The 20,654-nt window shown below is 70.1% G+C and carries 20 protein-coding genes, 1 tRNA gene and 1 pseudogene; 15 read left to right on the plus strand and 7 right to left on the minus strand.

The annotated features are described in order from the left end of the window. Nucleotides 1-26 precede the first annotated feature (26 nt). On the plus strand, nucleotides 27-893 hold the full coding sequence (locus ASF21_RS05880; RefSeq protein WP_235498663.1) for a UbiA family prenyltransferase: 867 nt from the start codon (nucleotides 27-29) through the stop codon (nucleotides 891-893). Continuing rightward, nucleotides 890-2,323, plus strand: coding sequence for a phytoene desaturase family protein (locus ASF21_RS05885; protein WP_055767998.1), 1,434 nt, complete (start codon nucleotides 890-892; stop codon nucleotides 2,321-2,323). The genes ASF21_RS05880 and ASF21_RS05885 overlap by 4 nt, the downstream gene beginning before the upstream one ends. 115 nt (nucleotides 2,324-2,438) lie before the next feature. On the opposite strand, the gene ASF21_RS05890 is transcribed toward ASF21_RS05885, so the two are convergent. The 4 genes from ASF21_RS05890 to ASF21_RS05905 all read right to left on the minus strand — a co-directional run bounded on the left by ASF21_RS05890 (nucleotide 2,439) and on the right by ASF21_RS05905 (nucleotide 5,898). Further along, on the minus strand, nucleotides 2,439-3,236 hold the full coding sequence (locus ASF21_RS05890) for a carotenoid biosynthesis protein (protein ID WP_055768001.1): 798 nt from the start codon (nucleotides 3,234-3,236) through the stop codon (nucleotides 2,439-2,441). 82 nt (nucleotides 3,237-3,318) lie between these two features. Beyond that, nucleotides 3,319-3,558, minus strand: coding sequence for a PspC domain-containing protein (locus ASF21_RS05895; protein ID WP_055768005.1), 240 nt, complete (start codon nucleotides 3,556-3,558; stop codon nucleotides 3,319-3,321). 118 nt (nucleotides 3,559-3,676) lie between these two features. After that, nucleotides 3,677-3,988, minus strand: a complete 312-nt coding sequence (locus ASF21_RS17115; protein WP_055768008.1) for a hypothetical protein — start codon at nucleotides 3,986-3,988, stop codon at nucleotides 3,677-3,679. Further along, entirely contained in the window at nucleotides 3,985-5,898 is a 1,914-nt protein-coding gene (locus ASF21_RS05905) for a PspC domain-containing protein (RefSeq protein ID WP_055768011.1), read from the minus strand. Before ASF21_RS05905 ends, ASF21_RS17115 begins: the two co-directional genes overlap by 4 nt. A gap of 124 nt (nucleotides 5,899-6,022) precedes the next feature. Here ASF21_RS05905 and ASF21_RS05910 point away from each other — a divergent pair, with 124 nt between their 5' ends. Further along, nucleotides 6,023-7,393: an ATP-binding protein gene (locus tag ASF21_RS05910; protein WP_055768014.1), complete on the plus strand. Its 1,371-nt coding sequence runs from the start codon at nucleotides 6,023-6,025 to the stop codon at nucleotides 7,391-7,393. A gap of 84 nt (nucleotides 7,394-7,477) precedes the next feature. After that, entirely contained in the window at nucleotides 7,478-8,158 is a 681-nt protein-coding gene (locus tag ASF21_RS05915) for a response regulator transcription factor (protein ID WP_321166882.1), read from the plus strand. A 130-nt stretch (nucleotides 8,159-8,288) separates the two neighbouring features. Here ASF21_RS05915 and ASF21_RS05920 read toward each other — a convergent pair whose 3' ends face one another. Further along, entirely contained in the window at nucleotides 8,289-9,524 is a 1,236-nt protein-coding gene (locus ASF21_RS05920) for a pyridoxal phosphate-dependent aminotransferase (RefSeq protein WP_055768017.1), read from the minus strand. A 301-nt stretch (nucleotides 9,525-9,825) separates the two neighbouring features. Between ASF21_RS05920 and ASF21_RS05925 the strand changes: the two genes are divergently transcribed. From ASF21_RS05925 to rplL, 8 genes and pseudogenes are all read left to right on the plus strand, one after another. After that, nucleotides 9,826-9,898, plus strand: a tRNA-Trp gene (locus ASF21_RS05925). 153 nt (nucleotides 9,899-10,051) lie between these two features. Then, a complete protein-coding gene (gene secE, locus ASF21_RS05930; protein WP_235498664.1) occupies nucleotides 10,052-10,309 on the plus strand; it encodes a preprotein translocase subunit SecE in 258 nt (85 codons plus the stop codon). A gap of 103 nt (nucleotides 10,310-10,412) precedes the next feature. Then, nucleotides 10,413-11,342: a transcription termination/antitermination protein NusG gene (gene nusG / locus ASF21_RS05935; RefSeq protein ID WP_055768023.1), complete on the plus strand. Its 930-nt coding sequence runs from the start codon at nucleotides 10,413-10,415 to the stop codon at nucleotides 11,340-11,342. A gap of 122 nt (nucleotides 11,343-11,464) precedes the next feature. Further along, nucleotides 11,465-11,896, plus strand: a complete 432-nt coding sequence (rplK, locus tag ASF21_RS05940; RefSeq protein ID WP_043440576.1) for a 50S ribosomal protein L11 — start codon at nucleotides 11,465-11,467, stop codon at nucleotides 11,894-11,896. A gap of 147 nt (nucleotides 11,897-12,043) precedes the next feature. Then, entirely contained in the window at nucleotides 12,044-12,748 is a 705-nt protein-coding gene (rplA, locus tag ASF21_RS05945) for a 50S ribosomal protein L1 (RefSeq protein ID WP_055768025.1), read from the plus strand. Next, nucleotides 12,748-13,407 (plus strand): annotated as a pseudogene (locus tag ASF21_RS17515) (GNAT family N-acetyltransferase); the annotation flags it as partial. The gene rplA and the pseudogene ASF21_RS17515, both read left to right, overlap by 1 nt. Nucleotides 13,408-13,671: 264 nt before the next feature. Continuing rightward, nucleotides 13,672-14,271, plus strand: coding sequence for a 50S ribosomal protein L10 (rplJ, locus tag ASF21_RS05955; protein ID WP_055768030.1), 600 nt, complete (start codon nucleotides 13,672-13,674; stop codon nucleotides 14,269-14,271). 57 nt (nucleotides 14,272-14,328) lie between these two features. After that, on the plus strand, nucleotides 14,329-14,706 hold the full coding sequence (gene rplL, locus ASF21_RS05960; RefSeq protein ID WP_055768032.1) for a 50S ribosomal protein L7/L12: 378 nt from the start codon (nucleotides 14,329-14,331) through the stop codon (nucleotides 14,704-14,706). 124 nt (nucleotides 14,707-14,830) lie between these two features. Here rplL and ASF21_RS05965 read toward each other — a convergent pair whose 3' ends face one another. Then, on the minus strand, nucleotides 14,831-16,030 hold the full coding sequence (locus ASF21_RS05965) for an acetyl-CoA C-acetyltransferase (RefSeq protein ID WP_055768035.1): 1,200 nt from the start codon (nucleotides 16,028-16,030) through the stop codon (nucleotides 14,831-14,833). Between the two features lie 62 nt (nucleotides 16,031-16,092). Continuing rightward, entirely contained in the window at nucleotides 16,093-16,710 is a 618-nt protein-coding gene (idi, locus tag ASF21_RS05970) for an isopentenyl-diphosphate Delta-isomerase (protein ID WP_082471267.1), read from the minus strand. Nucleotides 16,711-16,864: 154 nt separating this feature from the next. Here idi and ASF21_RS05975 point away from each other — a divergent pair, with 154 nt between their 5' ends. From ASF21_RS05975 to crtI, 3 genes are read left to right on the plus strand one after another with little or no spacing between them, the layout of a single operon-like run. Next, a complete protein-coding gene (locus tag ASF21_RS05975) occupies nucleotides 16,865-17,926 on the plus strand; it encodes a polyprenyl synthetase family protein (protein ID WP_235498665.1) in 1,062 nt (353 codons plus the stop codon). Beyond that, nucleotides 17,927-18,826: a phytoene/squalene synthase family protein gene (locus tag ASF21_RS05980; RefSeq protein WP_055768042.1), complete on the plus strand. Its 900-nt coding sequence runs from the start codon at nucleotides 17,927-17,929 to the stop codon at nucleotides 18,824-18,826. After that, a complete protein-coding gene (gene crtI, locus ASF21_RS05985; RefSeq protein WP_200914773.1) occupies nucleotides 18,823-20,442 on the plus strand; it encodes a phytoene desaturase family protein in 1,620 nt (539 codons plus the stop codon). Before ASF21_RS05980 ends, crtI begins: the two co-directional genes overlap by 4 nt. Nucleotides 20,443-20,654 lie beyond the last annotated feature (212 nt).

Consider the following 20,654-nt stretch of genomic DNA (forward strand, 5'->3'; position numbering starts at 1 on the left):
CCGCAGGTCCGAGGAGGACACCAGCAGTGCCCCAGGCAGGTTTTGCGCCAGCGGCGCTGCGCATGGTCCACATCTCCCGGCCGGTCCTCTGGATCAACACGCTGGGCACCGGAGTCGTGGGGCTGTGGCTCACCGGGTCGTTCTGGCAGTGGGAGGCCCTGGCGCTCCTGGTCTGGCTCACGCTGCCGTTCAATCTCCTCATCTACGGCGTCAACGACATCTTCGACCAGGACACCGACGCGCTCAACCCGCGCAAGGGCTCCCTCGAGGGGGCGCTCATCAGGGCGTCGGAGGTCCGCGCCATCTGGATCGCGGTCCTCGCGACCAACCTGCCGTTCCTCGCGTGGTTCGCCGTCACGCTGCCTCCTGCGGCGCTCGCCTGGATCGCGGCCTACGCCCTGGTGTTCGTCTTCTACTCGGCGCCACCCCTGCGCTTCAAGGCGCGTCCCTGCCTCGATTCGATCAGCAACGCGGCCTACGCCTTCCCCCTCGTGATCGTGCCCTATGCCCTGGGTGCCGAACCGGTCTGGGCGGCCGCCGTCGGCCTGATGGCCTGGAGCGCGGCGAAACACACCTACGACGCCGTCCAGGACATCGACGAGGACAGGGGCGTGGGGATCACGACGACGGCGGTCCGGCTCGGGCCGCGCGGGGTCGTCGCGTGGAGCGGTGCGTGGTGGGCCGTCTCCACCGTGTGCTTCGCGCTCGTCAACATCCCGGTCGCCGTCGTGAACGCGCTGATCGCCGGGTGGCTCCTCTGGGGGCTGTGGCGTGATCCGCGGCCCGAGACCGGGCACCGGCTCTACCGCTACTCCATCGCCTTCCCCTATGTGGCGGGTACGGTGGCGGGCGTCCAGCTCGTCGTCGCCCTCACGCTGGGCCTCTACCGATGAGCCGCGTCGTCGTCGTCGGGGGCGGGATCGGTGGTCTCACCGCCGCCGCGCTCCTCGGCCGCGCGGGTCACAGCGTCACGCTGCTCGAGGCATCGGACCACGTGGGCGGCAAGAGCCGCCGTATCGAGGTGGACGGCCAGCGCATGGACACGGGGCCGTCGCTGTTCACCTTCCCGACGGTCTGGCGCGAGCTGCTGGACCTGCTCGACGCCGTCGCCCCCGCTTCCGCCGATCCCGCACCGGCCGCCGCCGAGGCCGGCCTCGATCTCGAGCGCCTGGCCGAGGTCGGCACCTACTACTACCGCGGGGAGGCCTGTCCGCTGCCCGTCCCCCCGGGACACCCGTGGAACGAGGCCTGGGAACGCTTCGCCGCCGAGCACGGTGTGCTGGGCGGCGACGTCTCACGCCTGCTGACGACCGGTCCGCTCGACCGCCGGTCCCACCCGGCGCTGGCGAAGCTCGCGGGCCTCTACGGGCGCCGCCTCACCACCCGCAGCTACCTCGACAGCCTCGACTGGCTGCCCGAGGGGCTGCGGGAGGTCATCGCGATCCACACCCTCAACGCCGGGGTCAGTCCCACCCGGACGCCCGCCCTCTACGCGAGCATGCCGGCGATCATGGCGCACGACGGCGTCTGGATCCCGCGCGGTGGCATCTACGAGCTCGTGCTCGCCCTGGAGCGGCTGGCCGTCGGGGCCGGGGTCGAGATCCGCACCGGGGAGCCCGCACGGCGGATCGGTCGGCGGCGCGTGGTCACGGCGGAGGGGACGTACCCGGCCGATGCCGTCGTCAGTGGCCTCGACGCCCACCGGCTCGCGGGGCTGCTGGCCGGTCGTCGTCCCAGGACTCCGCGCAGACTCACCTGTTCCGCCGTCGGGGTGTACGCGGTCCTCTCGCGCCCGCTGCCCGAGGGGACCCCGCGACACGGCGTCATCATGCCGGACGATCCCGCGGCACTCTACGCGAGTCTCGAGGAAGGCTCCGAGCCGGAGCAGACCATGGCGTTCGCCAACTACTATCCCGTCGACGAGGTGTATCCCAACCGGTCGGCGACCCTCGCCCTGCTCCTCACCGCGCCGGCGAACGGCCGGACCTACACGCTCGAGGATCCCTTCGTCCGGCGGGAGTTGGATCGCACCACCAGCGTCCTCGGCCTGCCCGAGCCCCTCGAGAACTACGTCGCGTCGTCGACGGTGCTCGACCCCGGATACTTCGGCGAGCGGGGGTCGGCCGGCGGGGCGCTGTACGGCGCCGTGCACCCGGCCTGGATGAGCGGACCGTTCCATGTCCCGCCGTACTCGGACCCGCTGCGGCCCTGGCTGTGGCGCGTCGGTGCGTCCGTGCACCCGGGAGGTGGGCTGCCCGCCGTCCTCGGCGGGGCCATGATGTCCACGCAGAAGCTGCTGGCGCGGCTGGGACCGGTCGCCTAGGGACTCCACCGGCGCGCAATCGACCGGGCTCCGCCTCTCGGCACGGGATGCGGGACGCGAGCGGTTCAGGCGGTCGGATCGTCCACCCGGCCGCATGGACGCCAGGGGCGGCCTGTCAGCCGGCGTGTGCGGGGGCGCCGGAGGCCTGCGGGGCTGCGATGGTCCGGGTCAGCTGCAGCCGCCGGCGGACGATGCCGGCGATGAGCACCGCGGCGAGGACGGCCGGGAACGCGAGGCCGGAGAAGATGCACACACCGAGCCAGAGGAACATCGACACGAGCAGGCTGTCGAGCAGACCGGGCCGGAGCGGCTGATCGGTGATGCGCCGCCCGCCGATCAGCGCCACGAGTGCCGATGCGATGAGTCCGGAGATGAGCCAGCCGCCGTAGTTGGAGAGCGGTACGCCGTAGTAGGGGCCGCCACCGGGCCAGATCCAGAATCCGAGGGCCACGGCGCCCGGGTCGAGCACGCCGTCGATCACGACCAGCAGGAGGCCGCCGAGGAGGATCCTCCGCAGGAGGGAACCCGCGCCCGACACCATGGCCACGGCTCCGATGACGAGGGGCACGTAGGACAGCGGCAGCAGGTACGGGACGAGGCCGAGGATCGTCGGCCCCATGGCGCTGCCGTAGTAGAACTCGCCGTAGGGGACACCCGTGGCCACCCCGAATCCTTCGATCAGGTAGCCGAAGACCGACACCGCGACCAGCGTCGCGGCGCCGCGTACGGCACCGAACTGGTGGACGAGGGCGACGACGGCGGGAAGCGCGATGAGGAGGTTGAAGCCGTAGGACGCGTATTCGGCACCCTCGACGTCGGGGAACCGCACCACGAAGTAGCCGGAGACGAAGAGGAACGCGCAGGCGACGACGAGCAGGCGGGGGAAGCTTCGGGCAGCTGAGGTCTTCGGCACGGCATCCATCCTTGCAGGTCACGGAGAAGGACGGGGCATCGTCCCCGAAGGCCCCGTCCCCGTCACGCCCGTCCTGGCGGTGTCAGCGGCTCAGTGCCTTCTCCAGTGCGATCGTGCCGTCCGTCGTCGGCAGCAGCAGCCAGAGCACCGCGTAGAGGGGGAGGCCGATGAACGGGAGCAGGAAGCTCAGCAGCATCGCGATGCGGACGTAGCTCACCCGCCAGCCGTACTCCCGGGCGATACCTGAGGCGATGCCGCCGAGGATTCCCCCCGGTGCGCGCTTGATGGGGGAGGAGCGGAGGATGCGGTAGAAGGACTGCATGGTGTGCCTTTCGGGTTCTGGCCGTGGCGGCCGTGTCTGTCGGTCGGTGAATCGGGGTGGTGCCGGGGGTGGTGCCGGGGGTGGTGCGCCGCCTGATGCGGGGATCCGGTGCTCCGCTTCAGTATGCCGTGGGGGAATACGGGCCCTGGCCGGCGGACGGGAGGTCGTCGTCGCCCTCGAACGACGCGATACCCGCGCTGTCCCCGTCCTGGTGACCGATCGGTGTGCCGCGTCCGCGCAGGGACAGAAGGCCTCCCGCGACGAGGGCGAGTCCGACGCCGACCAGGAGGCCCAGGGCCACCACCACCGGATCGATGGACAGGGTCACGAACTGGCCCGCGAGCAGGAGCCCGGCGACGGTCAGGATGACCATTCCCCAGACGACGGTGACGAGGCGCGCTCGGAGCGGAGGGGTGATGGCGGTGCTCATGGGGTGTCTCCTGTGGGGGTGGGTGCGCTGGTCCCGGGTGCCGGGCTGTCCGACGGCGACGCCGTCACGATGGTGACGTCGCTGAGGGCGCCCCTCACGTCCAGCACGATGGCGGGACCGGACGCGTCCGGGTTGAGATCGCGGTTGTCCAGCTGCAGGACGCCGCCGTCGCTCCGGAACTCCGGTGCCGCCGCATCGTCGACGGCGGTCCCGCGGGCTTCCGCGGCACCGAGTGCCATGCGGCTCCGGACCTCCACGGGGATGTCGCCCGGGACGATCACGGTGACCTCGCTGACGAGCGCGTTGACCGGCACGACGACGTCCCGCGTGGGGCGACGGACGTCCGAGAGGTCGATCGTGCTCTGGGCCGCCAGGATGCTGTAGCCGTCGGCCGCGCCGGCAAGTGCTGCGGGCGCCGTCCGGCTCTCCTGCGCGACGATCCACGTTCCACCCATCACCGAGAAGGACGCGATCAGCCCGCCGAGGAGGGTCAGGGTGGCGGCCACTCCGACAAGACCCGAGGTGCGCCCCCGCAGCCCGAGGACGATCACGCCGAGGGCGAGCACGACGGCGGCTGCGGCGCAGGCCACGACCGCTGCATCGGTGACGGCGAGGGCGCCGAGGTAGTCGGCGGCCAGCACGGCAGCCGCGACGACGAGGGCGCCGCCGATGAGCAGCGCCGTGGCGGGCCCCGACGGGCGGCTCGGACGGATGCGGACGGGCCGTGGTGCGCGGAGGGCGACAGGACCTGTCCCCGGCCCCGCTGCAGAGGGTGCGGGGAAGGGTGCAGAGGACCCGGGACCCGTCCAGCCCGGCCCCGCCGTGTCGGCGGCGTAGGGGAAGGGGCCGGGAAGGGAGCGGGTCAGGGTGTCCGGACGATAGGGCAGGGGGACGGTGCGGTCGTCGTGGTCTTCCGTGACCGGGTCATCGCCCTCCGTGGCGACCGGTGCTGCTCCGCCCGACCGGATCAGGGATCCGGTTCCTGTCCCCGGTGCCGCGCCCGGAGCGGTGGAGAAGGACGCGGCGCCGGACGGCGTACTTCCGGACGGCCCGGTATCGGTCGTGTCCGGGGCGGCCCCGCTCGCCGCCGCGGATTCCGGTCCGTCCGGATGTGGTGCGATGGGCACGGGTCCGGTGGGCGGTGGTCCGGCAGGCGCGGAACCGGAGGCCGCGGAGTTCGACGGTGCCGGTCCGAAGGGCTGCGACGGCCCGGACCCGGGTGCACCGAAGCCTGGCCCGCCGAAGCCCGGCCCGCCCGCTCCGGGTCCGCCGAAGCCTGGCCCCCCGAAGCCTGGTCCGCCCGCTCCGGGTCCGCCGGAGCCTGGTCCGCCGAAGCCCGGTTCACCGGAGCCCGGCCCGCCCGCTCCGGGACCTCCGGAAGCGGGCCCGGCCCCGGGCCCCTGGAAGCCGGGCCCCCCGGGCCGGCCCTTGCCACTGTTCCGATTGACGATCCAGTAGACGAAGAGGACCACCGCGCCGATCCAGAAGAGCGTCCAGAGGAGGCCGCCCGTCCCGCCGTCGCCGAACAGCGGGATGTTGGGACGCAGCAGGCCGATCGCCACGAGGGCCGCCGCGCCGGTGAGGCCGGACGTCCACGACCCCCGGCCGGCCTGCTCCACGTGGATGCGCCCGTCCGGTTCGGGCAGCAGTGCCCAGGCCAGGCCGTACAGCAGCACGCCGATCCCGCCGAAGACCGAGAGGATCAGGATGAGCCCCCGGACGAGGGCCTGGTCGAGGCCCGTACGCCGGGCGATCCCCCCGGAGACGCCCCCGACCCATCGATCGGGTGCCCGGGTGATGTCGAGTCCACGGATCCAGCGAAAGAACGAAGAGGAGGCGGGAGGTCCCGCGGTCGGTGCGGCCGGTTCGTGCTGCCAGGACGGCCCGCCTGGGGTGGGTGCTGAGGTCATGCCTCCATCCTCCCGGCGGCGCAGGCGCCGGACCATCGGGGCCTACCCTGACTCGACCCTGAGTCCGCCCTGATTCCGGTCCGGGAGCGCCCCCTGGGATCCCCTGACGTGTTTTGATGAGGGCATGAGACCACCCCTGCTGCGCAGCCCCGACGGCGTCATCGCCGGCGTGTGCGCCGGGCTGGCCGCACACCTGGGCGTCAAGCGCTCGTGGGTCCGGATCGGCATGGGGGTCCTGACCCTCGCCTCCGGCGCGGGTGTCCTGCTTTATGCCTGGCTGTGGATCTTCGTTCCCACCGCGGCGGACCGCGCGGCAGAGTCCGGACGGCAGACCGGCCCTGCGGCCTTCATGCACGGCGTCGGCGCCGGGGCCGGAGCTGCTGGTGGCGTGCCGGCGGGAGCGGGCAGCAGGGCTACGGGCCAGACCGCCCGGGTCCTCGGCGATCCGTCACCCGCACCGGCAGCGGGTGCGTTCGACGCCGAGGGCTGGCGTGAACGGACCCTCCGCGCGGGGCGGCGGGAGGTCCTGTTCGGTACGGCGCTCCTCCTCGCAGCGGCCGTCCTCGTCCTGCAGCTGCTCGGCGTGCAGGTCGACTGGGGGTTCTTCGTGCCGATCGCCGTGGTCGCGACAGGGGCCGCGCTCGCCTGGTCCCAACTGGACGAGGTGCGCCGCGCACGCGTCATGAACCGGGCGGGGGCCGAGCGCGCCGGGGGGACCCTGCGCCTGCTCGCCGGGATCGTGCTCGTCGTGACGGGCGTGCTGGTGGCCCTGTCCAGCAGCGGTTCATGGACCCTGACGATGGCGACGCTCGTCGCCGTGCTCGCGGTCCTGGCAGGAGTCGGCCTGGTGCTCGCTCCGTGGGGGCTGAAGTTCTGGCGCGACCTCGAGGCCGAACGCGCAGCCCGCGTCCGGGAGACGGAGCGGGCGGAGATCGCCGCACACCTCCACGACTCCGTCCTGCAGACGCTCGCCCTGATCCAGAACAGGGCCGACTCCGAGACGGACGTCCTGCGTCTGGCTCGCGCGCAGGAGCGCGAGTTGCGTCAGTGGCTCTTCGCGGACCCCACCCGGGACCCCGGTAGCCTGGCGGAGCGGCTCAAGGTCGCGGCGGGCGAGGTCGAGGACCTGTACGGTCATCCCGTGTCCGTCGTCGCCGTCGGCGACGCCCATCTCGGGTCGGCGGAGGACGCTCTCGCGCAGGCGGCGCGTGAAGCCATGCTGAACGCCGCCCGGCACGCCGGCGTCGCTGTCTCGGTATACCTCGAGGCCGGCCCGGACACCGTCGAGGTGTTCGTGCGGGACCGCGGCGAAGGGTTCGACCAGTCAGCGGTCCCGGCGGACCGGGCCGGGATCCGGGAGTCGATCCACAGCCGGATGCTGCGCCACGGCGGCTCGTCGGAGATCAGGAGCGACAGGGACGGCACGGAGGTCCGCCTGCGCCTGCCGAGGACGGAAGCGAATGCCGCGCCGACCGAGGGTGAGCGACAGCGGTGAGGGGCCGCGCCGCACCCGGGTATCCGGCGCAGGACAATCGGTACGACAGTGATGGACGGCCGAACGGTCGGAGGAGGGACGGACGTGGAGCAAGAGACGTTGGCAGCTGACGGGCCGGTGGCCGGGACGGTCTCGGTGGTGATCGTGGACGATCACGGCATCTTCCGCTCGGGCCTGCGGGCCGCACTGGGTCCGGTGATCAGCGTTCTCGGCGAGGCCGCGACGGTCGAGGAGGCCGAGGCCGTGATCGGGGCCACCGCCCCCGACGTCGTCCTCCTCGACGTACACCTGCCCGGCGGGCTCGGCGGCGGGGGAGCGGAGGTCATCCACCGCTGCACGCGGCAGGGGACCACCGCCCGGTTCCTCGCCCTGAGCGTCTCCGATTCGGCGGAGGACGTCGTCGCCGTCATCCGGGCAGGAGCACGGGGTTACGTGACCAAGACCATCTCGGGACCCGAGATCACCGACGCCGTGCAGCGCATCGCGTCGGGTGACGCCGTGTTCTCCCCGCGGCTCGCAGGGTTCGTGCTGGACGCGTTCGGTACAGCGTCCGTTGCGGTGGACGACGAGCTCGACCGGCTCTCGGCCCGTGAGCTCGAGGTCATGCGCCTGATCGCCCGCGGCTACAGCTACAAGGAGACGGCGAAGGAGCTCTTCATCTCGGTGAAGACCATCGAGACCCACGTCTCGGCCGTCCTCCGGAAGCTGCAGCTCTCCTCGCGGCACGAACTCACACGCTGGGCCACGGAGCGGCGGCTCCTCTGAGGCTGCCCACGGTCCGGCCCGCCGGCCGCGGCGGACGGGCGCACCGGGCAGCCGGCCGGGCCTGCCGACTGTCTCCGGTCAGCCGGCCGCGGCGGACGTGCACGGCCCGCAGCCGGCCGACTGTCTCCCGTCAGCCGGCCGAGCCGAGGAAGTCCTGCAGGCGCTCGACGCCGACCGCCAGGTCCTCGTCCCCGAGCGCGTAGGAGAGCCGCAGGTAACCGCTGGGGCCGAACGCCTCGCCGGGGACGACGGCGACCTCGACCTTCTCGAGGATCAGCGCGGCAAGCTCGGCGGACGTGGCAGGCGTCGCCCCGCCGATGCTCCTGCCGAGCAGGGAGCGGACGTCCGCGTAGGCGTAGAAGGCCCCGTGCGGCGTCGGGCACTCCACCCCGTCGATGGAGTTGAGTGCGGACACCATGGCGCGACGGCGCCGGTCGAACGCCACCTTCATCTCGTCCACGGCCGTCAGCGGCCCGGACACGGCAGCGAGGGCGGCCATCTGCGGGACGTTGGACACGTTGGAGGTCGCGTGCGACTGCAGGTTGGTCGCGGCCTTGACGAGGTCCCTGGGGCCGATCATCCAGCCGACCCGCCAGCCGGTCATCGCGTAGGTCTTGGCGACCCCGTTGAGGATGACCACCTTGTCCCCGAGCGACGGTGCGGCGGTGGCGATCGAGGTGAAGGGGACGCCGTCGTAGGTCAGGTGCTCGTAGATCTCGTCCGTCACCACCCACAGTCCCCGTCCGGCGGCCCACTCGCCGACCTCGCGGACCGCGTCGGCGCCGTAGACCGCGCCGGTGGGGTTGGACGGCGAGACGAACAGCAGCACCTTGGTCCTCGGCGTCAGCGCCGCCTCGAGCTGCTCGACGGTCACCAGGTAGCCCTGCTCGGGTCCGGCGAAGACCTCGACGGGAACACCGCCCGCCAGGCGGATCGCCTCGGGGTAGGTGGTCCAGAAGGGTGTGGGCACGAGAACCTCGTCCCCGGGATCGAGGAGTGCGGCGAAGGACTCGTACACGGCCTGCTTCCCACCGTTCGTCACGAGTACCTGCGCCGGGTCCACCTCGTAGCCCGAATCGCGCAGCGTCTTGTCGGCGATGGCCTGCTTGAGGTCGGGAAGCCCGCCCGCGGGGGAGTAGCGGTGGAACCGCGGCTGGCGCGCGGCGTCGATCGCCGCCTCGACGATGTAGTCCGGCGTCGGGAAATCGGGTTCGCCCGCCCCGAAGCCGATGACCGGCCGGCCGGCCGCCTTCAAAGCCTTGGCCTTGGCATCCACGGCCAGTGTCGCCGACTCCGCGATCGAGTCGATCCGCCGGGAGATCCGGGGAAGTGCTGCGCGGATGGAGTCATCGGTCGTGGCGTTCATCGGGTCCCGTTCCGTGAGGGTCTGTGGCAGGTCCCAGCTTAGGCGGTGGCCCCCTGGCTGCCCCGCATCGCCGGTTCACGACGGCGTCACGGACCGTCGACCACCGGTCCACGGTCCGCCAGGGAGCATGCACCGTCGGGTGCCGGCTGCTCTCCGCGCGGGCCCCGACCAGGCCCGGACGGGCACCGGTTCGACGTTCCGGCGGTCAATGCGTAGACTTGATCCTCGGTGTTGAAACACCATGATGGTTCGTGCCCTGACCGGGGCGGCCGGAGTGGACGCGACAGCGGTTCAAAACCGAAGGGTAGTGGCGCAATTGGTAGCGCAGCGGTCTCCAAAACCGCAGGTTGCAGGTTCGAGTCCTGTCTGCCCTGCGCGTGGCCTTCGCGGATAATCCGCGAAGGTACGGCAGAAACAGATCACGAAGCCCCGGCGCAGGCACAGGCCCCGCGCGGCGGTACACATGATCAGCTGGGTGCGCCACTGGTGGTCCGGCTGGGACACCACAGAGATTGATGAGGTTGACGGTGACCGATACGGCTGCGAGCAGCTCCAAGGGAAGCCCCTCCGAGAAGAAGGCTCCCCGTCGCGGGTTCTTCGGACGCATCATGCTGTTCATCCGCCAGGTCCTCGCGGAACTCGGGAAGGTGGTCACGCCCACCCGCCGGGAACTGGTCCGGTTCACCATCACCGTCCTCGTCTTCGTGGTCATCATGATGCTCCTCGTGACAGCCCTGGACCTCCTGTTCGGGGCCGGCGCGGTGTGGGTCTTCGGCGGCAACTGACGCCGCCCCGCACGACGGCGCGACCCGGAGCGGCAGTTCCGTGACGGCTGCAGTACACGCAAGCAGAACAACTCCCGAAGAATGTCAGAAAGCAGGCGGCTAGGTGTCCGAGCAAGAACTCGAACGGCAGATCACTCCCGAAGATGGTCTGGAGAACGAGGAGTACGGGACGGAGGCGGGCGTGGAAGCCTCCGACCTCGACGTGCCTGCTGACGGCTCCGAGACGTACCCCGCCGACACGGATGTCGCGGCCGAGGACGGACTCCTCGCCGACGACGCCGAGGCGGATCCCACGGAGGCGGACGACGCCGCGGACGAGATCGAGGCGACCGCGACGGACGCCGTCGACGAGGCTGCTTCGTCGGAGACCGACGAGGCCGCGGACGCCGACGAGGCCGCAGACGCCGACGGGTCGGACGAGGCCCCCGCCGAGGATCCGGTCGAGACCTTCAAGGCCAAGCTCCGCCGCCAGGAGGGTGACTGGTACGTCATCCACTCCTATGCCGGGTACGAGAACCGCGTGAAGGCCAACCTCGAGACCCGCATCCAGACGCTGGACATGGAAGATTACATCTTCGAGATCCAGGTGCCGATGGAGGAGGTCGTCGAGATCAAGAACACGACGCGGAAGATCGTCAACCGGGTCCGTATCCCGGGCTACGTCCTGGTGCGCATGGACCTCACCGACGAGTCGTGGGGAACCGTACGGCACACGCCCGGTGTCACCGGCTTCGTGGGCAACGCCCACAACCCGGTGCCGCTGAGCCTGTCCGAGGTCTTCTCGATGCTCGAGCACACGATCGTCCACACCGATGCCGAGTCGGGCAAGCCCGTCCAGCCGCAGTTCACCCCGGCGACGGTCAACTTCGAGATCGGCGAGTCCGTCACGGTCAACGAGGGTCCGTTCGAGACCCTCCCGGCGTCGATCTCCGAGATCAAGCACGAGTCGCAGCAGCTGGTGGTGCTCGTGTCGATCTTCGAGCGCGAGACCCCGGTGACGCTCTCCTACAGCCAGGTCACCAAGATCCAGTAAAGCTTCGACGCCACCCGGCGTGCTTGGCCGGGGAGCGTCGTCAGGCCATCACGCCATGATGGCCACCACCCCGCAGGACGCTCCTGTCCCGCGGGAACGCAATGCAAGAGAAGGACCCTTTCATGGCCCCCAAGAAAAAGGTCACCGGCCTCATCAAGCTGCAGATCAATGCAGGCGCCGCCAACCCGGCTCCTCCCATCGGTCCCGCGCTTGGCCAGCACGGTGTCAACATCATGGAATTCTGCAAGGCGTACAACGCCGCCACGGAGTCCCAGCGCGGAAACGTCATCCCCGTGGAGATCACGGTGTACGAGGACCGCTCGTTCACCTTCGTCACCAAGACCCCTCCGGCCGCCGAGCTCATCAAGAAGGCTGCCGGCGTCGCCAAGGGTTCGGGTACTCCCCACACCGTCAAGGTCGCGAAGCTGACGAACGCCCAGGTCGAAGAGATCGCCACCATGAAGATGGAGGACCTCAACGCCAACGACGTCCAGGCCGCTGCGAAGATCATCGCCGGGACCGCCCGTTCGATGGGCATCACGGTCGAGGGCTGAACACCTCGCACCACCGCCCGACCCGGCCCCGCCGGAGCGGGCACACCACCAATTTCACAGCACGACGCCGCCGCCCTGCGGAGACCGTCGTGAGTGGCAGGGCCCAGCGCGGTCCGACGACCACGACTGCATAAGGAGAACAAGCAGATGGCACAGCGCAGCAAAGCATACAAGGGAGCTGCCGCGAAGATCGAGGCGGACAAGCAGTACGCCCCCCTCGACGCGGTCGTCCTCGCCAAGGCGACGAACCCCTCGACGTTCGATGCCACGGTCGAGGTGTCCTTCCGTCTCGGAGTGGACCCCCGCAAGGCGGACCAGATGGTTCGCGGCACCGTCAACCTCCCCCACGGCACGGGCAAGACCGCCCGCGTGCTCGTGTTCGCGACCGGTGAGAAGGCCGAGGCGGCCATCGCCGCCGGGGCCGACTTCGTCGGATCGGACGACATGATCGAGAAGGTGTCGGGCGGCTGGACCGACTTCGACGCCGCGGTCGCCACCCCGGACCTCATGGGCAAGGTGGGCCGCCTGGGTAAGATCCTCGGCCCCCGTAACCTGATGCCCAACCCGAAGACCGGAACGGTCACGGCGGATGTCGCCAAGGCTGTCACGGACATCAAGGGTGGAAAGATCGACTTCCGCGTCGACAAGCACTCCAACCTCCACTTCATCATCGGCAAGGTGTCCTTCGACGAGCAGAAGCTGGGCGAGAACTACGCCGCTGCCCTCGAGGAGATCCTGCGCCTGAAGCCGTCCGCGTCGAAGGGCCGCTACATCCAGAAGGCCACCGTCTCGACGACCTTCGGACCCGGTATCTCCGTCGACCCGAGCGTCACCAAGGTCTTCGCCGTCTAGGTGAACCCTCCGAGAAGCCCCGCAGCTCATGCTGCGGGGCTTTCTTCGTGGAGGGCGGGATCGTCGGCGATGCCCGCACCAGCGATCCCCTGCGCGACGACCTGCAGGCAGCGCACGTCCAGCTCGAGGTCCTGCCCGGGATGAGCCGGCAGGGCATCGCCTCGGCGCTCCTGGCCTTCGCCGAGCAGCAGCTCAGGCTGCGGGGGCGGACCACCATCATGTCCTGGTGCGAGGCGCGGATGGACGTCGACGGGGATGCAGGTGCGGAAGGGCGCGTGGCCGCGGTCGAGCGGCTCGTTCCACCCACCGGCGCGGGATGGTACCCCGCCGCCGAGCCCGCCGCCCGTCCGGCGGCCGGCAGGGGGTCCGACCTCGTGCAGGTCGATCGTCAGAGCGTCCTGCACTTGGCGGACGTCCGGTCGGATCGAGGCCCGCCGTCGTCCACCAGGAGGAGACTCTGGTCCTCGACGAGCACCGCGGGCACCGCCTCGGCAGTGGCTGAAGGCGAGCAATCTGCGGCGTGCAGCGGACAGCTGGGCCGATGCCGAGCGCACCTACACCTGGAACGCCGAGGAGAACAGCTTCATGGTGGAGGTGAACGTGGGCCTCGGCTTCAGGCCGTCAGGCCGCACCGCGGGGTGACAGTTGCCCGGTCCTGAGTCGATTTGGTGGCGGCGGTGCAGTCCCGTATGCTCGAGAGACCAAAGACCGTCGGTCGATCCCCCTCCGCTTCCCTCTCCTGTTTAGGTACGGGTCGGTGAAGAAGGAGAAGGATCCGAAAGTTCCCGTCAGGGACGGCCTACGCAGGTGAACGAAGCTCCTCTCCGCGGATCACCTCCGCGTCGAGCCAAGCCCCGTGCATCTGCGCGGGGCGTTTTTTATGGGAGCAGGAAAACCGGCGCATATTCCCCGGAAGGAGGGTTATGGCAACGCCAACAAAGGTTTCTGCAGTGGATGAGATCACCACCGATTTCAAGGACTCCACCGCGGCTGTCCTGACCGAATACCGCGGGCTCACCGTTGCTCAGCTCAAGGAACTGCGTCGCGCCCTGGGTGCGGACACGAAGTTCTCGGTCGTCAAGAACACCCTGACGGGCATCGCGGCGAAGGAAGCAGGCATCGACGCGTTCGACGGCCAGCTGTCCGGACCCACCGCGATCGCCTTCATCAAGGGTGACGCCGTCGCTGCAGCCAAGAGCCTCACGGATTTCGCGAAAGCCAACCCGAAGCTCGTCATCAAGACTGGAATCTTCGAGGGCAAGGCCCTCGACGCATCCGAGGTCATCGCCCTGGCGGCCCTCGAATCGCGTGAACTCCAGCTCGCCCGGGTGGCTGGTGTCCTCAAGGCACCGATGTCCGCTCTGGCCCGCACCGTCGATGCACTGCGCATCAAGCTCGAAGAGGGAACTGGTGCTGCACCCGCAGCGGACGCCGATCCTTCTGCTGCCGAGGAAGCTGCTGCACCCGCAGAAGCTGCCGCGGAGGCTCCCGCCGAGGAAGCCGCAGCAACCGAAGCGAACTAGTTTCCCTTCGTCCACATACTGAAGGTGCCGTGCACCACTAAAGGAAGGACGCCTCCCATGGCGAAGCTCACCAACGAAGAGCTCATTGAAGCTTTCAAGGAACTGTCCATCATTGAACTCTCGGACTTCGTGAAGCTGTTCGAGGAGACCTTCGATGTCACCGCCGCTGCAGTTGCAGTTGCAGGCCCCGCCGGTGGCGGAGCCGAGGCCGAGGCCGAGGAGCAGACCGCTTTCGACGTCATCCTCGAAGCTGCCGGCGACAAGAAGATCGCAGTGATCAAGGAAGTCCGCGCGCTCACCTCGCTGGGCCTCAAGGAAGCCAAGGACGTTGTCGACAGCGCTCCCAAGGCCGTCCTCGAAGGAGCCACCAAGGAAGCTGCAGAGAAGGCCAAGGAGTCCCTCGAGGCTGCCGGCGCCACCGTCACCCTCAAGTAGTACCCCTGCTCCGCGGACCGGCCCCGTCGCCGGTTCCGCTGCAGGACAGCAGAAGAGCCCCGTTTCTCACGAAGCGGGGCTCTTCTCGTTGTCACCGGTACAGGCGTCCGGCTGCGTCAGCGGCCTAGCGCCACAGCAGGACGGCCTCGCCCTGACCGCCGCCGCCGCAGAGGCTGACGGCCGAACGGCCGGAACCCCGGCGCGCCAGCTCCATCGCCGCGTGCAGGGCGAGGCGTGTACCCGAGGCGCCGATGGGGTGCCCCAGGGCTATCGCCCCGCCATGGATGTTGCACTGCTCGTGGGGGTAGTCCAGATCCTTGAGGGACTGCACCGCGACGGATCCGAAGGCCTCGTTGATCTCGATGAAGTCGAGGTCGGCGGTGCTCCAGCCGGCGCGGCCGAGCGCCTGCAGGATGGCCGCCGACGGCTGCGAGTGGAGCGTGTTGTCGGGCCCGGCCACCTGGCCGGGCGAGCCGACGACGGCGAGTACCACCAGGCCGGCCTCGTCCGCCTGCGCCCTGGTCATGAGGACGAGGGCCGCAGCGCCGTCGGACAGCGGGGACGAGTTCCCGGCCGTGATGGCGCCATCGGCATTGAAGGCCGGCCGCAGCGTCGCGAGGGACTCGACGGTGGTGGAGGGCCGGATCCCCTCGTCACTGGTCAGGACGATGTCGTCGCCCTTCCGCCGGACGACGGTGACGGGCACGATCTCCTCCGCGAGGATCCCACTCCCGGTCGCAGCAGCAGCCCGCTGGTGCGACGCGGCGGCGACGGCATCCTGCGCCGCCCGGTCGATCTCGAGGCGCACGTTGCCCCGCTCCGTCGAGGCGCCCATCGAGTCGTTGTCGAAGGCGTCGGTCAGGCCGTCGTGTGCCACTGAATCGAGCGCCTGGATGGAGCCGTAGTTCCAGCCCTGCCGTGAGCCGGGCAGGAGGTGCGGGCCCCGTGTCATGGACTCCTGGCCGCCGGCGACGACGACGCGCGCTTCGCCGCTGCGGATGAGCCGGGCCGCGTCGATGACCGCGGTCAGGCCGGAGAGGCACACCTTGTTGAGGGTCACGGCAGGAACGTCCCACGGGATGCCCGCGCGGACGGCGGACTGGCGGGCGGGGTTCTGGCCGCAGCCCGCCTGGACCACGTGACCCATGATGACCGCGTCCACGCTCCCGGGGTCGACGCCCGAGCGCTCCATCGCGGCGGAGATGGCGAGGGCTCCGAGGTCGACGGCGGTGAAGGAGGCGAGCTGGCCGTTGAGGCGTCCGAGGGGTGTCCGGGCGCCGCCGACGATGACGACGTCGTGGGGGGCCGGCGTGGGTGTCGCCATGGCGAGACTCTCTTTCGTCGTTGAAATGGTGCCGCTCCAACCTTAGGCGGTGAGGGCCACGATCAGACGGTGTCGCGCGGACCCGGCCCGTCGGCGCCCTCGGGGTAGAGCAGGGGCAACTGCAGTGTGAGCCACGGCGAGAACGCCCAGGGCGTCGCGGTGACGGCCCGCACCAATTCGGCGGCGTCCACCCACTGCACGTCCATCACCTCGTCCGGCAGGGGAGCCGGCGCACTGTCGGCGACGGCGGTGTACACGGGGCAGATCTCGTTCTCGACGATCCCGGAGGCGTCCACCGCGCGGTACCGGAAGTCGGGGAGTGCCGGGCGGATGTCCCGGACCGTGAAGCCGAGCTCCTGGGCCGCGCGTCGCGTGACGGCGTCCTCGAAGGCCTCACCCGGTGCCGGGTGCCCGCAGAAGGAATTCGTCCACACTCCCGGCCACGCCTTCTTGCTGAGAGCGCGGCGGGTCACGAGGATGCGGCCGGCGTCGTCGAAGACATGCGTGGAGAAGGCGAGGTGGAGCGGGGTGTCCAGGGTGTGGACGGTGGCCTTCTCGTGCGTCCCGATGGCGGAGCCGTCCTCGGCGAGCAGCACCACGACCTCGGTGGCGGACGTCCGGCCGCTGTCCCGGCCGTCGCGGGCGGAGCCCTGCCCGATGGTTCCTGCTTCGCTCGCCATGATCGGCACTCATTTCCGCTGGTCGTCGGTTGCCCGGTGATCGCCCGCGCCGTGCGCACGCACGCTGTCCGCTGCGTGGCGGTGATCGGTCCGGCTGCATTCGCCCCGCGTTTCGTCAGGGGCGCCCTTCTCGTTGTTTACTTTACCTATGGACATGGACACTCTGCTGGTCGAGCCCGTCGGGCTCGAGCAGGTCGAGGGTGCGCTCGACCGGCTCTTCGATGAATCGAAGGTCCGGGCGGCGAAGGTGGGCCCCGGCTACCACGGCCTGTGGGAGACCCTCGAACGCTGCACCGCCGGGGGCAAGCGATTCCGGCCCCGGCTCGTCATGTCCGCCTACCAGATGCTCGGTGGCCGCGACCTCGACAATGCAGCCGGGGTGGGCGCGGCCTTCGAATTGCTGCACACCGCACTGATCGTGCACGACGACGTCATCGACCGCGACTTCGTCCGCAGGGGGATCCCGAACGTCTCCGGTCGCTATCGCAGCATCGCCGAGTCGGCCGGCATGTCGCCCGAGGCGGCCCGCCACGTCGGTTTCTCCGCCGGTGTCATCGCCGGGGACCTGGCCCTGTCGAACGCCTACCGCCTGCTAGAGCGCGTCGAGGCGCCGCCGGCCGTACGGCGCAGGCTCGGCGAGATCCTCGACGAAGCGGTCTTCGCCTCGGCGGCGGGCGAGTTCCTCGACATCGAGACGTCGCTCGACCGCTCCATGCCCCCGCTCGAGGACATCGTCCAGATGGCCCGGCTGAAGACCTCCGTGTACTCCTTCGAGGGCCCCTTGCAGGCCGGTGCCGTCCTGGCCGGTGCCGAGGAGGAAGTGGTCGACCGGCTGGGCGACTTCGGGCGCGACGCGGGGATCGCCTACCAGATCGCGGACGACCTCCTCGGGGTGTTCGGCAACGAGACCCGCACGGGCAAGACCAACTGGGGCGACCTGCGCGAGGGCAAGCGCACGGCCCTGCTCTCCTACGTCTCCTCCCGCCCCGAGTGGGAGAGCATCTCCGCGCTCATCGGCACGCCGGGCATGTCCGCCGCCGAGGCCGACTACGTGAGGCGTGTCCTCGTCGAGAGCGGAGCGAAGGACTACTCGGCGGACCTCGCGGCGGACTACGCGTCGCGGGCCCGGACCCACCTCGAGTCCGACGTCGTGCCGTCCGCCCTCCGGTCCGCCCTCGAGCCGGTCGTGTCCGCCGTCGTGGACCGGGTTCACTAGGTGGGCGTCGAGGACTCGCTCGCCCGCTACAACGCGGCTGCACTGAAGACCTCCGCCGAGGTCATCCGCTGCTACTCGACGTCGTTCGGCATGGCGTCCCGCATCCTCGATCGCACCACGCGGAGCCACATCGAGGCCGTCTATGCGCTGGTGCGCGTGGCGGACGAGATTGTGGACGGCGCCGCGGCCGGGGCGGGCCTCTCCGCGGACGTCGTGGAGCAGTTGCTCGACGGCCTCGAGCGTGACACCGAGACGGCCATGGCCACGGGATACAGCGCCAACCTCGTGGTGCACGCCTTCGCGGTCACGGCCCGGACCACCGGCATCGGCACGGAGCTCACCCGTCCGTTCTTCGCCTCCATGCGCGCCGACATCACGCAGAGCGAGCACGACCAGGAGTCCTTCGACCGGTACGTCTACGGATCGGCGGAGGTCGTCGGCCTGATGTGCCTGCGGGCGTTCCTCGTCGGACGGCGCGTGACCGCGGAGGAGGACGCCGTGCTCGTGGACGGCGCGCGCCACCTCGGGGCCGCGTTCCAGAAGATCAACTTCCTGCGCGACCTCGCGGAGGACTTCTCCACCCTCGGCCGCAGCTATTTCCCGGGCGTCCGTCCGGGGAACTTCACCGAAGCGGACAAGCTCCGACTCCTCGCGGACATCGACGAGGATCTCCGCATCTCCGCCGCGGCCCTCCCGGGCCTGCCTGCCACCCCCCGCCGCGCCGTCGCCCTCGCCCAGGGCCTGTTCACCGAACTCGCCCTGCGGCTGAGGCGGACTCCGGCCGACGACCTGCTCAGGGCACGGATCCGGGTTCCCAATCTGGTGAAGTTCCGCATCATGGCGAAAGCCTTCACCGGTCGCGCGGTACCGGAACTCGCCGCGCAGGAGAGGACGGCATGACAACCGAGCAGAACGGACGTGCGCGCGTGGGCGGACAGGACGTCGTCGTGATCGGCGGCGGGATCGGCGGACTGGCGACGGCGGCGCTCCTCGCGCGTGAGGGCCACGACGTGACGCTGCTCGAGAAGCGCGACCAGGTCGGCGGACGCGCGGGATCGTGGGAACACGACGGCTTCCGCTTCGACACCGGGCCGTCCTGGTACCTGATGCCCGAGGTGATCGACCACTTCTTCAGGATGATGGGTACGAGCGCCGCGAAGGAACTGGACCTCCGGCTGCTCGACCCCGGCTACCGCGTGATGTTCGAGCAGGGCGGCTCCGTCGACGTGCCCGCCGAACGCGAGGCGGTGACCAAGCTCTTCGAGTCGATGGAGGAGGGCGCGGGGGAGCAGCTGTCGAAGTACCTCGACTCCGCCGAGGACGCCTACGAGATCGCGAAGAAGCGCTTCCTCTACTCGACCTTCCAGTCCTTCCTGCCGTTCGTCCGGCCGGACGTCCTCAGGCGGCTCCCGCGCATCGGCTCGCTCCTGCTGCAGCCGCTGCAGTCCTTCGTCGAGAAGCGCTTCAAGGATCCGAGGATCCAGCAGATCCTCGGTTACCCGGCCGTGTTCCTCGGCAGTTCGCCGTTCGACGCGCCGAGCATGTACCACCTCATGAGCCATCTCGACCTCGACGACGGCGTCCTCTATCCGATGGGCGGCTTCACCACGCTGGTCGAGGCGATGCAGCGCGTGGCGGTGGCGGCCGGCGTGACGATCCGGACGGGCGCCGACGTCGTCTCGATCGACACCGATCCCCGGACACCGGGCCGGTCGCCGCTGGACCGCAGGGCGGCATCGGTGCGGTCGGTGACGTACCGGTCCGCGGGAGCGGCCACGACGCTCGACGCCGACATCGTCGTCTCCGCCGCGGACCTCCACCACACCGAGACCACGCTGCTGCCCACGCCCCTGCAGACCTATCCCGAGAAGTACTGGGAGAAGCGCGTCCCCGGTCCGAGCGCCCTGCTGCTCTACCTCGGCGTCCGGGGGAGCCTGCCGCAGCTCGAGCACCACACACTGCTGTTCACCACGGACTGGCGCGACAATTTCGGCCGGATCTTCGGCAAGGAGACCTCGGTGCCGTCACCGGCGTCGCTCTACGTCTGCCGCCCGAGCGCGACCGACGGCTCCGTGGCGCCGGAGGGGCACGAGAACGTCTTCGTCCTGGTGCCGATCCCCGCTGACGTGACCATCGGCAAGGGCGGGCTGGATCGCGGGGGAGACGCCCGGGTCGAGGAGATCGCCGACGAGGTCATCGCGCAGATCTCCGGGTGGGCGGGGATCCCGGACCTGGCGGAGCGGATCGTGGTCCGGCGCAGCTACGGTCCCCAGGACTTCGCCACCGACCTGAATGCCTGGCGCGGGACGAGCCTCGGGCCGGCGCACATCCTGAAGCAGAGTGCCTTCTTCCGCGGTTCGAACCGGAGCGAGAAGGTCGCCAACCTCTTCTACGCGGGCAGTTCCACGGTGCCGGGCATCGGGATCCCGATGTGCCTGATCAGTGCCGAGCTGATGGTGAAGCGGCTGCGTGGGGACACGAGTACGGGACCCCTGCCGGAGCCGGCGCTCGGCTAGGCTGCGCGCCGATCTCGCTCCTCCCGGGCGCGGCGGGCTTGACGGTGATGGGGGAGAAGCGCTATTGGACTTAACGCTGCGCGTGCCGTAGTGTAGGTCTTTGCGTCTTCCCTCTGAACCTCAGCCTTCATATAGCGGTGGGCTTTGCTCTGCTCTCGTCGTTCTACCTGGCCACCTGGTTGGGAATCGCGCGAGTAGACTCCGGTGAGCAC

Origin of the sequence: Arthrobacter sp. Leaf234 (assembly GCF_001422665.1) — a bacterium.
Classification (GTDB): domain Bacteria; phylum Actinomycetota; class Actinomycetes; order Actinomycetales; family Micrococcaceae; genus Arthrobacter_D.

Excerpts from the sequence above, each read along its gene's own strand:
- ASF21_RS05885 (WP_055767998.1), top strand. The coding sequence starts at position 890 with ATGAGCCGCGTCGTCGTCGTCGGGGGCGGGATCGGTGGTCTCACCGCC.
- ASF21_RS05895 (WP_055768005.1), bottom strand. The coding sequence starts at position 3,558 with ATGCAGTCCTTCTACCGCATCCTCCGCTCCTCCCCCATCAAGCGCGCA.
- ASF21_RS17115 (WP_055768008.1), bottom strand. The coding sequence starts at position 3,988 with ATGAGCACCGCCATCACCCCTCCGCTCCGAGCGCGCCTCGTCACCGTC.
- ASF21_RS05905 (WP_055768011.1), bottom strand. The coding sequence starts at position 5,898 with ATGACCTCAGCACCCACCCCAGGCGGGCCGTCCTGGCAGCACGAACCG.
- ASF21_RS05910 (WP_055768014.1), top strand. The coding sequence starts at position 6,023 with ATGAGACCACCCCTGCTGCGCAGCCCCGACGGCGTCATCGCCGGCGTG.
- ASF21_RS05920 (WP_055768017.1), bottom strand. The coding sequence starts at position 9,524 with ATGAACGCCACGACCGATGACTCCATCCGCGCAGCACTTCCCCGGATC.
- rplK (WP_043440576.1), top strand. The coding sequence starts at position 11,465 with ATGGCCCCCAAGAAAAAGGTCACCGGCCTCATCAAGCTGCAGATCAAT.
- rplA (WP_055768025.1), top strand. The coding sequence starts at position 12,044 with ATGGCACAGCGCAGCAAAGCATACAAGGGAGCTGCCGCGAAGATCGAG.
- rplJ (WP_055768030.1), top strand. The coding sequence starts at position 13,672 with ATGGCAACGCCAACAAAGGTTTCTGCAGTGGATGAGATCACCACCGAT.
- rplL (WP_055768032.1), top strand. The coding sequence starts at position 14,329 with ATGGCGAAGCTCACCAACGAAGAGCTCATTGAAGCTTTCAAGGAACTG.
- ASF21_RS05965 (WP_055768035.1), bottom strand. The coding sequence starts at position 16,030 with ATGGCGACACCCACGCCGGCCCCCCACGACGTCGTCATCGTCGGCGGC.
- idi (WP_082471267.1), bottom strand. The coding sequence starts at position 16,710 with ATGGCGAGCGAAGCAGGAACCATCGGGCAGGGCTCCGCCCGCGACGGC.
- ASF21_RS05975 (WP_235498665.1), top strand. The coding sequence starts at position 16,865 with ATGGACACTCTGCTGGTCGAGCCCGTCGGGCTCGAGCAGGTCGAGGGT.
- crtI (WP_200914773.1), top strand. The coding sequence starts at position 18,823 with ATGACAACCGAGCAGAACGGACGTGCGCGCGTGGGCGGACAGGACGTC.